General features: G+C 41.2%; 9 protein-coding genes. 4 read left to right on the top strand and 5 right to left on the bottom strand.

The window, feature by feature from the left end:
* Positions 1-73 precede the first annotated feature (73 nt).
* The gene (locus tag M0221_RS05945) at positions 74-1,231 is read right to left on the bottom strand and encodes a WG repeat-containing protein (RefSeq protein ID WP_483284681.1); all 1,158 of its coding nucleotides are present in this window, start codon (positions 1,229-1,231) and stop codon (positions 74-76) included.
* Positions 1,232-1,598: 367 nt separating this feature from the next.
* Here M0221_RS05945 and M0221_RS05940 point away from each other — a divergent pair, with 367 nt between their 5' ends.
* The gene (locus tag M0221_RS05940; protein ID WP_011513531.1) at positions 1,599-2,531 is read left to right on the top strand and encodes a DMT family transporter; all 933 of its coding nucleotides are present in this window, start codon (positions 1,599-1,601) and stop codon (positions 2,529-2,531) included.
* Between the two features lie 117 nt (positions 2,532-2,648).
* On the opposite strand, the gene M0221_RS05935 is transcribed toward M0221_RS05940, so the two are convergent.
* Positions 2,649-4,082, bottom strand: coding sequence for a solute carrier family 23 protein (locus tag M0221_RS05935; protein WP_483284680.1), 1,434 nt, complete (start codon positions 4,080-4,082; stop codon positions 2,649-2,651).
* 715 nt (positions 4,083-4,797) lie between these two features.
* Between M0221_RS05935 and M0221_RS05930 the strand changes: the two genes are divergently transcribed.
* Positions 4,798-6,231, top strand: coding sequence for an L-serine ammonia-lyase (locus tag M0221_RS05930; protein WP_011513529.1), 1,434 nt, complete (start codon positions 4,798-4,800; stop codon positions 6,229-6,231).
* A 140-nt stretch (positions 6,232-6,371) separates the two neighbouring features.
* Here the strand turns inward: M0221_RS05930 and M0221_RS05925 are convergent, their stop codons facing one another.
* The 3 genes from M0221_RS05925 to xthA form a co-directional block, all read right to left on the bottom strand.
* A complete protein-coding gene (locus M0221_RS05925; protein WP_020443396.1) occupies positions 6,372-6,770 on the bottom strand; it encodes a DUF4377 domain-containing protein in 399 nt (132 codons plus the stop codon).
* Between the two features lie 318 nt (positions 6,771-7,088).
* Positions 7,089-8,312 carry a bifunctional glutamate N-acetyltransferase/amino-acid acetyltransferase ArgJ gene (gene argJ / locus M0221_RS05920; protein ID WP_483284679.1) on the bottom strand — a complete coding sequence of 408 codons (1,224 nt, stop codon included), beginning with the start codon at positions 8,310-8,312 and terminating at the stop codon, positions 7,089-7,091.
* Positions 8,313-8,384: 72 nt separating this feature from the next.
* On the bottom strand, positions 8,385-9,209 hold the full coding sequence (gene xthA, locus M0221_RS05915; RefSeq protein ID WP_483284678.1) for an exodeoxyribonuclease III: 825 nt from the start codon (positions 9,207-9,209) through the stop codon (positions 8,385-8,387).
* Between the two features lie 317 nt (positions 9,210-9,526).
* On the opposite strand from xthA, the gene M0221_RS05910 reads away from it, so the two are divergent.
* A complete protein-coding gene (locus M0221_RS05910) occupies positions 9,527-10,096 on the top strand; it encodes a thioesterase family protein (protein WP_483284677.1) in 570 nt (189 codons plus the stop codon).
* A 606-nt stretch (positions 10,097-10,702) separates the two neighbouring features.
* Positions 10,703-12,400 carry an AMP-binding protein gene (locus M0221_RS05905; protein ID WP_181210576.1) on the top strand — a complete coding sequence of 566 codons (1,698 nt, stop codon included), beginning with the start codon at positions 10,703-10,705 and terminating at the stop codon, positions 12,398-12,400.
* Positions 12,401-12,497: the final 97 nt, after the last annotated feature.

Here is a 12,497-nt window from a genome sequence, read left to right as displayed (position 1 = left end):
AAAAAAGAGCCTGTAGCAATCATGTATCGCTATAGGTTCTTTTTTTGGTCAAAATAAAATATGCTGTTAGGATTTAATCACAGGCGACAGCCGCGCCTTCTTTGTCAATACACATCTTAGTGCCGTTTTCTAAGCTGCCAATCCAAGCCTTATCCGCTACAAACACAAAAGAAGGTTTGTCCTTATAGCGGCTATCAAGACTGAGGCTCTTATTATTGGAATCGTTAAAGTTATTAGAGCCGTCAAAATCCTTAAAGTTAAAAGGTATCACAAGCTCGCCGCCAAGATTGATAAAGCCCCACTCTGCATCAATGCGCACGCCCGCTAGCCCTTCCGAGAATGGACGTACTTCGTCGAAAGAATACGTAATCATAGTGACATTATTATCATCAACAAATCCCCATCTACCGTCTTGTTGACGCGGCTGCAGCGTGGTAAAGCGATTAATTGGTATGGAGGCTGAATTTTTCTGTGTGCTATTTGCGCGAGCACTCGGTTTAACTTCTGATTTACTGGCAGCGGTTCGGTCATTTACACGGCTGTTTTTGGCACTCTTACCGTCATTACTTTTACTATTATCTTTTTTGACACCGGCATTTTGAGTATTAGTACTTTGAATATTGGTGTTCTTAATATTGCCCTCTTTATCAAGCCAGCTTATCGCTTTGTTTTTACGTACACGAGCCATACCGCCTCGGTAATCATCAATATCACTAATCGCTGCTGAAAATGGGACAATAGTCCTATTTGCCGTATCGATGACGCCATAGTGACCACCCTGCTTGACCACGATACGCCCTTCAGATACCGGACGCGCCCAACCTTGACCGTCATTTAGCACATTGTACATCACAGGAATCACTTCACGACCTTGCATATTCAGATAACCGACATGACTATTACGCATGACAGGCAATAGACCTGCTGATATTTTATCTGCATCCACTTTTTGATAGCGCGTTAAATCAACAAGGCTTTTACCTTGCTTATCGATAAGGGCTACAGGTGCGCCAAAGTCTTTCACCGCTAAGAAATAACCACTACTCGCCGTACAAGAGACGTTCTTATAATAACTCTTAGGGATTTTACAGCTGGCAGCTTGCGCGCTCGGTATGACAAATAACGCGGTTGTTAACATACCAATTGTCAGAGCACAGCGCTTTATTAGGGATGACTGATTTTCAGATGTCGTTAATAACAGTGATCGTTTTGATAAGGTACGTTGGAGCATAAGCAAACCTAAGCTAAAGTAATGATGGCGGTTAAGGCAATTTAAATGAGATATTTTAAGGGTATTAGTTTTTTAAGCTGATGATATTACAATATAAAAGTAGAAATGAGGGTAACAAATCGCAGTAAAAACGCCAATGATATTCCTGTAAGTATATTAATTGGCAGTAGCTTGTCTTTATACTTTAGATGAAACCTTAGAAAGTTCATATTCTCTAAAGTCATAAAATACCACTATAAAATAAAAATAAATAATATCAAACCATTTCAATTTTAGCTCAAAACATCGACAATACGGCTTGTGGTAAAGATGATGTCTTTAGTACGCAATAATTGAAATAAAAGTTGTCATGATATAAGGATAATATATGGCTATTGCCTCTTCACGCTCCGCTGCTACTGGCTTGCTCATTGGCTGTGTGATCTTTGGTTTGGGAAGTTTAATCGTCGCTCATGTTGACATCGGTGGCTGGGCAATGGCTTTTTGGCGCTTGGCTATTTCAGGCGTGGTGTTTGCGGTATTAGCAAAAATGACTGGGCAACGGCTACCGCGCTCAAAACGTGCTGTTTTTTATGGCTTATTATCGGGTGCATTTTTAGGTTTGGATTTGGCACTGTGGCACGAGAGTATCTATGCGGTGGGTCCCGGCATTTCAACCTTACTAAACAGCTTACAGATTTTCTTTTTGGCAGCCATTGGCTTTCTATACTTTAACGAGCGCCAATCTATATTACAGCTTGTCAGCTTGGTCTTGGCAATGTTGGGTGTGGCAATGATCGGTAGCCCAGAATTTGCCCAAAATAAGGCCGCTACTTGGGGATTTATTACTGGTATCGTGTCAGGGGCTATGCTCGCAGCATCAATGACCTTTATACGTAAGACCCATGATACTGAGCCGACGCCGATATTCATGCTTATGCAGCTGATTAGTATTGGGGGCGGACTGGCAATGATTGTGCCAATGTTTGTCTTTGATATGGGTAATATACTGCCTAATAGCTGGTCTGATATTGGCTGGATATTGATTTATGGTACGGTCATGCAGTGCCTAGCATGGGGGCTTATCGCCTACTCTATTCCCAAGCTGTCTTTAGCATTAACTGGATTGCTATTATTGACCGAGCCGGTTGCGGCATTGGTAATTGATTATACTTGGCTTGATAAGCCCATCAATACCCTACAATGGAGCGGTGCGTTACTCACGATGTTTGCCATTTATTTGGGTTCGCTAAAGCCTAAACCACGCGCCCTACGCCGTTATCGGTTTTTTGCACGGTTTTATAAGCGTGATTATAAATAAAACTTGGCTATCAGAACAATTATAAACAAGCGCCATAATAGATAAAAGCCACAATAATTATTGTGGCTTTTGCTTATCAATATAGTGAGTTATTTGAAGCTTAAGATAGTTAAAAAGTTAGTCTTTTTGGCGATTAAATAGAGCGTTAAGCACAATTGCTGTTAAGGTAGCCGTACCGATGCCACCCAAATCAAAGCCGCCTAGATGCAAGCTAAAGTTACCGGTTCCCATGATAACAGTGACTGCTGCGATGATAAGATTGCTGTTTTTACTAAAGTCGATATGGTTGTCTATCCAAATTTTCGCACCAGCGATGGCAATCAAACCAAAAACTACGATAGAAGCACCGCCCAATAATGCTGGCGGAATGGTTTGAATAATCGCACCAAATTTCGGTGACAAGCCCAGCATGATAGCAACCAAACCTGCTACGACAAAAATAGTCGTACTATATACTTTGGTGACCGCCATCACGCCGATATTTTCTGCATAAGTCGTCACACCTGTACCACCAAAACCTGCCGAAAAAGTCGTCGCTAAGCCATCAGCAAAAAATGCACGCCCCATATAAGGCGTTACTCGAGCTTTAGTCATGCCTTCTACCGCTTTAAAATGTCCCAAATTTTCAGCAACTAAAATAAAGGCGACAGGGGCAATTAATATAATGGCGCTCATCTCAAAACGCGGCGCATGAATACTTGGCAGCCCAAACCATGAAGCCGCCGACACACTACTAAAATCAATCGGCACGCCATAGCCCAATACATTGGTCATCACAAAATAAGCAATATAAGACAATATTAAGCCAACTAATAACAGCAAACGGCGTAGCATGCCGCGGGTAAATACCGCTACCCCACTGATAAGCAATACCGTTAACGTCGCCATCCATGCATCAAATTGGTTGGCAGACACCCCTTGAATAGTTACGGGCGCTAAATTAAGACCAATAATCATTACAATCGCACCGGTAACAATCGGTGGCATTAAGCGCTCAATCCAGCCTGTACCCGTCTTCATGACCAGCAGACCTATCAATGCATAAATAATACCGCAGGCCATAATGCCGCCCAATGCAACATTCAGATTGGCATTAAACCCTACGCCAGCATATGCCGTCACGGCAATCACGGGACCAATAAAAGCAAAACTCGACCCCAAATAACTTGGCATACGTCCACCGGTAATCACAAAAAACATCACCGTACAAATACCAGACATCAAAATAGCTAAGTTAGGGTCAAAGCCCATTAATAATGGCGCAAGCACTGTCGCCCCAAACATCGCAAAGGTATGTTGTATACCCAGTAGCATGCTTTTTGAGGGCGGTAAATACTCGTTAATGCCAACCGGATCACGATCCAAATCACCGCCATATGGACGCCATGTTGGAAACCAGCGACTATTATCAAAGTCTGGATTGTGCGGTAAGTTCATTGTCGCCGAGCCAGTTGCAACATCAATACCTGCTGTTTCTAGTGCATTTGGCGTTGATGGTTCTTTCTGACTATGCGGCGTCGATTGAGACGAGTTTTCTGGAGGGGTTATCATGCGCGATTGTCCTATAGGCTTAAGCTAATAATAACAGACTGGTAATAACTCACTAACGATACAGGCTAATAATAGCTCGAATAAATAAAGAGATAACAAATAACGGTATTTACTATAAGTGCTGTTATAAATAGTGGCTATTATATGAGATAGCTATCTATACAATAAAAAGTTAATGGAAAAATAGTGAAATCTAGCTCTTACTAACTACAGATTCTTGTATGAATACAGAGCTATTTTTGATATTTTTAACACACTGTCTCTCTTGCTTAATCTTAATATCTCGCAAGAACATCCTTTTTATTTCTATGTTTTTATACACTATTTTTCTATCTCTAATCAGCTGTTTGGAAATATCATAATAATAGGTATTATTTTAGAGTATTACCACATTTTGCTAGCTGTATTGACTAAGATATGCTTTACTAAATTCAACGCTTTGGCTGCTCATACCGTGTATTCTATAGCGACAGCTAACTTACAGGATGTTACACAAGCGTTGATGCCGAGCATCATAACGGAATTTAATAATAAACAACAGCTATTATTCACCCGTCACTCGAACGAACACGTTTAAACATTTTCATAGACAATGCACTAAATTTATCGATGATCGATACTTATTATCTATTGTTGCCCATTATAATTTTATATGGGCGCAGTAGTCTTTGCTATGCGGTTTTTCTGAATCCCTTTTATTTTTTGGTAACTTATTATGATTAGTGTCTTTGATTTATTCAAAATCGGCGTTGGACCATCAAGCTCTCATACGGTTGGTCCTATGATAGCGGCTAACTTGTTTGTACAGTCACTCCTAAAGCAAACCAATCTGAGCGACATCCAGTCTTTAGAGATTGAGTTATATGGCTCGCTTGCGGCAACTGGTAAAGGACATGCTACAGATACTGCCATATTACTGGGCTTACTTGGTCATGCACCTAGCACCATCGATACGCGTTTGACCAGTGAATATCTGGCACCAATCTTTTCAGACAATCAACTCAATATCGCAGGCGAGCACGTTATTGCTTTTGATACAGAGCGTGATATTCACTGGTATGATGAGACGGTTCTACCTTATCATCCGAATGCTATGACTATTCGTGTGTCTTTGGCGAATGGCAGCCATTATCAGCAGACTTATTATTCCGTAGGAGGTGGATTTGTTATCAATGAAGAAGATGCGACCAATCCTGATGAAGATAATGCAACGCCGACTATCGATGTGATTCCTTATCCTTTTAATAGCGCCGCAGAGCTATTAGAACAATGCCGTAAACATCACTTGAGCGTGAGCGAGCTGGTATTAGCAAACGAATGCCATTACCGTGAACAGGCAGAAGTATTTGCGTATTTAGATTCTATTTGGGAGTCGATGCAAGATTGTGTGACCCGTGGCTGCCAAAACAGCGGTATTTTACCGGGTGGCTTAGATGTAAGACGCCGCGCTCAAGCACTATATGTGCAACTGTGTGCTGAAAAAGATCAGCCGATTGCACAAAACGACAAACTGGTTGCGATGGATTGGATTGATTTATATGCATTGGCAGTCAATGAAGAAAATGCCAATGGCGGTAATGTCGTCACTGCTCCTACCAACGGCGCCGCAGGTATCATTCCTGCAGTGATGCATTATTATCGCGATTTTTTATCAAACTATAGCCTTGATGGCGCGCGCAAGTTTTTGTTAAATGCTACAGCAATTGGCAGCTTAATCAAACAAAACGCTTCAATATCAGGCGCTGAAGTGGGCTGCCAAGGCGAAGTCGGTTCAGCTTGTGCAATGGCGGCGTCTGCATTGGCAGAAATCCTAGGTGGAGATCCTGCTAAATGTCTCAATGCTGCTGAGATTGGTATCGAGCATAACTTGGGTCTGACCTGTGATCCTGTTGGTGGCTTAGTCCAAGTACCTTGTATCGAGCGCAATGCGATGGGCGCAGTCAAAGCAGTCAATGCTGCACGACTTGCCTGCCGTGGTAATGGTCAACACTTTGTCTCTTTAGACAAAGTCATTGAAACCATGAAAGTCACTGGCGCTGACATGTTAGATAAATACAAAGAAACTTCTCGCGGTGGATTGGCAGTATATGCTGACAACCGTATACCGACTGCCACTCATGGCGTCAGTGTGAAATACAGCCAATGCTAATGATTGGGCAGCTTATAACTCAATAGAACATATAAATCCTATTATAAAAAAGACCTCTAATGATTAGAGGTCTTTTTTTGAGCTAACTACTATTGAATTAACGGTAGTGCTATTTATTGCAAAAGATACTTAATAAGCAATTATTCCGCTTTTTTTGACACTACTTGGTTCAGTATCCAAACTGGCTTAACCGCATTCGTTACTTCATCCATCATCGCTTCTTGGCGAACGTCCAAAACATAACGATAATTTGGCTCATACGTAAAGCCTTGAATATTACCATTTAAAGGGGTGTAGTTTTTCTGATACGTTTGGCGATACTGCAAACACTCTGACTCAATCATGGCACCATTAGAAGCTTGTAGCTCACAAACTGCTTTCAGCGGGGCTATCTCTATTTTAAAACTTGGAATGTTAATGACTTTAACCACTGCCGGTTCACCTTCAACGACCATGGTACGCGTATCGTCAGTTGCCATGGTTGAACAACCTGATAAAACAAACGTTGCCATCACTGCTGCTAATGCTAACTTTTTCATTATAAAATCCTCAATATATTCATAGTTTTATTTGTTTGGACTCGATTTATTCATTTTAGAATAACCGGTTTTTCGATATCACTTAATCATTTATTATTAACTCGACTAGTATAGGGCCCAAAGTAACTGCGCCTCTACAACTGCTTTGTAACTTAACGTCAGCTTTTGCAACGGTTGTTAGTCAACAGTAAATAAATATTTTTGATATTACCGACAACTACATCCTACTTTCAGTGATATCAGTTTAAAACACTAAATAAAAAACGCTCAGAATCATGATGATTCTGAGCGTTTTTTATAATTAAGTATTAAGATTGTTTAGCTACGATAGTCCGCATTTATTTTGACATAGTCGTAAGATAAATCGCAGGTGTAAACGGTGTCATAGGCATCACCGCGTGCAAGATCGATATGAATGGTAATCTCAGGGCGACTCATGACCGTCTTGCCCGCCTCTTCCGTATAGTTTGGCGCGACACCACCATTTTGACAAATCATAACTTCGTCTAAGTAGACATCAACTTGTTCGGTATCAAGGTCTTCAATCCCAGCATAACCGACGGCTGCTAATATACGACCCCAGTTGGCATCACTGGCAAAAAATGCCGTTTTGACCAAGGGTGAATGCGCAACCGCATATGCCACATCGCAGCATTCTTGCGTGGTTTTACCACCTGTAACTTTAACTGTCATAAATTTAGTAGCGCCTTCACCATCACGTACGATCAGTTGTGCCAAACGTATAAAGACTTCAGCTAACGCCTCAAACATTGGCTGATAATGTGGGTGCTCAGGGCTATCAATGATATCTGAGCTCGCAGCACCTGTCGCTATCAATACACAACAATCATTGGTCGAGGTATCACCATCGACCGTAATACGGTTAAAAGACTGCTCATTGATAGCACTTAACATCTCTTGTAATAAGTCAGCAGCAATATTGGCATCGGTTGCAACATAGCCAAGCATGGTTGCCATATTGGGACGTATCATGCCTGAGCCTTTTGACATCCCCGTAATATGATAACTACTACCATCAACATCGATTTTTTTACTCGCGAGCTTTGGAATCGTATCCGTTGTGCGGATGCCATTTGCAGCAGCAAGCCAATTATCAGGCGCTAGATTGGCTAATGCGTTGTCTAGTCCTGCGATAATTGCCTCACTATTTAATGGCTCACCAATAACACCCGTCGAAAATGGCAATACAGTATCACTAGCCACGCCAGCTTTAGCAGCTAATGCCGCACAGATATCTGTGGCACGGCGTTTGCCATCAGCACCGGTTCCAGCATTAGCATTACCAGTATTGGTCACCAAATAGCGCGGAGAAGCTGCAGCAAAGTGTTCACGTAATACGCGCACAGGCGCAGCGCAAAATGTATTTTTGGTCGTTACCACTGCAGTGGCAGCCTCAGCTGCGATCTCAATAATTACCAAATCATCACGATTTTTATAACGTACGCCTGCTGCGGTAGCGCTTAATTTAATGCCTTCAATAGGATAAATCGTCTCAGGTACTGCAACATTGCCAACTGCCATCATTCACTCCTTAATTATCGATATTGGTATATTTTTATTGATTGTAAAGCCTTAGTCATAATAGTAAAAACATCATACTTTGTTTAAATCGAATGCTGTCCAAATAGGCGCATGGTCAGAGGGTTTTTCCATAGCGCGCAGCTCATAGCTGATACCCGCATCAACACAACATTCAACAAGATCAGGCGTACATAAAATATGATCAATACGCAATCCACGCTTAGGATCATCATCAAAACCGCGACTGCGATAATCAAACCAGCTGTATAATTCGGTGCTTTCTGGATAATGCAAACGGTAGGTATCAGTCAACTCACGTGACATAAGATTGCTATACCACTCACGCTCCTCAGGTAGGAAGGATGTTTTTCTATTTTTCAACCAACGCTTAGCATTTACTTCACCGATTCCAATATCGATGTCTTCTGGGGCAATATTCATATCCCCCATAATCACTAGCGAGCGCCCTTCTGCTTTTAGCGTATCAATATAGGCCATTAAATCAGTATAATAAGCGCGTTTCATCGGAAATTTGGTCGGATGATCTTGACTCTCACCCTGTGGGAAATAGCCATTGAGCACATCAATCTCACGCCCATCAAACTCATAACGCGCATGAATAAAACGTTTTTGCGCCTCTCCATCTTCGTCAGGGAAACCTTTTTGCACAAAAATAGGCGCAACTTTCGATAATAATGCCACACCGTAATGCGCTTTCTGTCCAAAATACTCGACGTGATAGCCCAAGCCTTCTACATTTTCAAGGGGAAACTGCTCATCATGCACCTTGGTTTCTTGCAGACCCATGACATCAGGATCGATAATATCTCGCACCGCCTCCAGCTGATGTTGACGAGCTCGGATACCATTGATATTAAAACAAACAAAACGGGTCATAAATTATCCTATCCTATATAAATAACTGCTTTAATAAGTAAGTGCAGTTTTAAAATGCACTTATAAATAAATCTAAAATAAAACAAATACGGCTATGATAGCAGACATAGACAGCGCTAGCTGTTGCACCCTTTTATATCTTGAGTTAGAGTGTTTGTTTGGTCTAATTACTTGGCTGTTTGCCGTGTCATTTTATCAAAACATGCTATCAAGCCATTCTTATTGACTTTCCTACTTTTTATTAAATCATGCTTATCAAGCAGCGGCATTTAAACAACTTATAACACCCTATTATTAAAAATCTATTGAGCATTATTATGACAAAAACAACTGATAAGAACCCAACTGCCGTATCAAAACCTCACATAATTACGCCGTTATTTGCGACCAACTATAATGTCTACATCAATCATACTGATGCTGGCGGTATAGTCTATCATGCCAATCACTTAGTGTTCTTTGAAAACTGCCGCCGCGATTGGTTTACTCGATTGGGCTTAAATGGTTATTTCTTGGAGACCAATGACGGTCAGATTCAGCATTTCGTCGTCACTCAAGCAGACTTGCAATATAAGCGCGCGATTTTATTAGATGAGGTCATTAATGTACGCATTGATAACGTTGAGATAAAACCTGCCAGCATTGTATTTTATCAAAGCATTTATCGTCAGCACTCTCAAGAGAACACTGCTGACAATGTAAAAGCGGTTTTGCTAAGCAGCGCTAAAATCGTTGTTGCCTGCGTACAAAATCAAATCACACCGGATGCTATAGAGAATGATGCGTCAAATAAAACCATCTCAAATACCGCGCCAATGCGCCCTATTCGTGTGCCAAAAAAATTACGTGTTGCTATTGAGCAAGCAATTTCAGAATATAATAAGTAGCTTCTTAAGTCTTTTTAGAAAAATATGTTTTTCCTACGACAATAATTAGTCATCTTCTCTTTTTGTATAATATATAGAATCGATTTGATTTAAAACCGATACAGCTCTACTGCTATAGACTTTTCGTAGCCCCTGTGAAGCATACTATGCTTATGCCGACAGAGACTGTAAAACATTCATTCCAGTCTCGCTGTACCATTTTTACATTGAGCTGGCTAAAGACCTTGCTATATATTCATTTATAAGAATACTTCCTGTACTGAGCAGTACTCTTATCATCATAGTGCCTTAGCCTAGATTCATGCTAACGTATTGCTTAAATGTATCATTATATATTTGATATATTATTTTTTTGTGGTAGATGGTTGGTAGAAAAACTTAATTCGACTAATTTTTTAAGATTACTCAAATAGTTTTTTAATCAAACACGTATTTTTTACCATTTACTGATGCCAAATAACCCAATAACACCAGCAGTCTGTCAATGGATAAGGATATTATCAAATTCAGCGATCGCTTTTATGTCAGCGCTGTTTTTTTATTGACAAGGATCTGACTGCTTAGCTAGCAACATTTAACCTCTCTCATATTTCAAGGACGCTGACTATGACGCCAAATAAACCTTGGCTTGCAAATTATCCTATTGGTGTGCCAAAGACGATTGATCCAGACAAATATAGCAGTATCATGGAGCTATATGAAGAGTGCTTCGATCGCTTTCGCATGCATCCTATGACCATCTGTATGGGCGTTACTCATACCTACGACGATGTCGATAAAGCCTCTATGGCGGTTGCTGCATGGTTACAGGCCAAAGGTCTGCCTCAAGGTAGCGTAGTCGCTCTTATGATGCCAAACGTGCCGCAATACTTGCCAACGATGATTGGTATTTTGCGCGCTGGTTATATCTGTACACCCGTAAATCCTCTGTATACTGGTCGCGAGCTACGCCATCAATTGAATGACTCTGGCGCTCAGGTTATTTTTGTTGTCGATAACTTTGCTCAAGCACTTGAGCAGGTTATTGAAGAAACCCATATCAAACACATTGTCCTGTCAAAAATGGGCGATATGATGGGTCTAAAAGGTATATTGGTCAACACCATTATCCGTCAGGTCAAACGCTTGGTACCCAAGTATAATCTGAATGACCCAAAATACGATGTCACTAAGTTCCCTGATGTGCTCAAGAAAGGCAAAAACCTGCCTTTCCAAAAGCCAAAACTGTCTTTGAGTCAAACCGCCTTTTTGCAATATACAGGTGGTACAACAGGGCTTTCTAAAGGCGCTATTTTATCTCAGCGTAATATTGTCGCAGGCGCGATGCAGTCAGAAGCTTGGACTCGCCCTATTACCTCAGAGATTAATGAGGTATATATCAATATGGTGATGGCACTGCCGCTGTATCATATTTTTGCCTTTATGCTGAGCTCACTGGGTATGCGTGCAGGTTACACCTTTATATTGGTTCCTAACCCGCGTGATATACCAGGCTTTGTTAAGACGTTATCAAAACAGCCCTTCCATATTTTCCCTGCGGTCAATACCTTATTTAAAGGCTTACTCGACAATCCGAACTTTAAAAACCTAGATTTTAGCTCACTACGTATCTCACAAGCAGGCGGTATGGCAGCGACTGAGCAAACAGCAAGACGCTGGCTTGAGACGACAGGCTGCGCTATGATTGAGGGTTGGGGAATGACGGAAGGGGTTGCTGTTGGTACTGCCAACGTCATCACTGATCGCAAGTTTAATGGTACGATTGGCGTCCCTGTACCTAGTGTTGATGTCATTATTATCGATGACGAGGGCAACCCTGTCGGTGCCAATCAAGCAGGCGAGATGTGTGTCAAAGGACCTAACGTTACCTCAGGTTATCTAAATAGAGACAGTAGTGATGACTTTACCAAAGATGGCTACTTCCGCACTGGCGATATCGTCAGCATGGACGAGAAAGGCTACTTTAGACTATTAGACCGTAAAAAAGACATGATTTTGGTGTCAGGATTTAATGTATTTCCAAATGAGATCGAGTCGGTCATGCTTGATTGTGACGGCATTATCGATTGTGCTGTCATCGGTATCCCTGATGAGAATCAAGGTGAAGCGGTCAAAATCTATGTTGTCCCTGCTGACAACAATGTCACCAAAAACTCTATTAAAGAGTTTGCTTTAGACAATATGACTGGTTATAAATGTCCACGTCATATCGAGTTTGTTACTGAGCTACCAAAAAGTAACGTCGGTAAAGTATTACGTCAAAAACTTCGCGAGAAGCATATGATAGACAATCCTCAACTATAATTAAAGCGGTCTTTTAATTGTCAAGAGCGCCTTGCATTAGATGCAAGGCGCTTTTTTATTAACCATACCATCGATCAATTTTAAAATTTATTAGCAT

The organism is Psychrobacter sp. ANT206 (assembly GCF_056880555.1).
The sequence above is the reverse complement of the archived record's forward strand: the minus strand, read 5'-3'. Positions and strand labels throughout refer to the sequence as shown.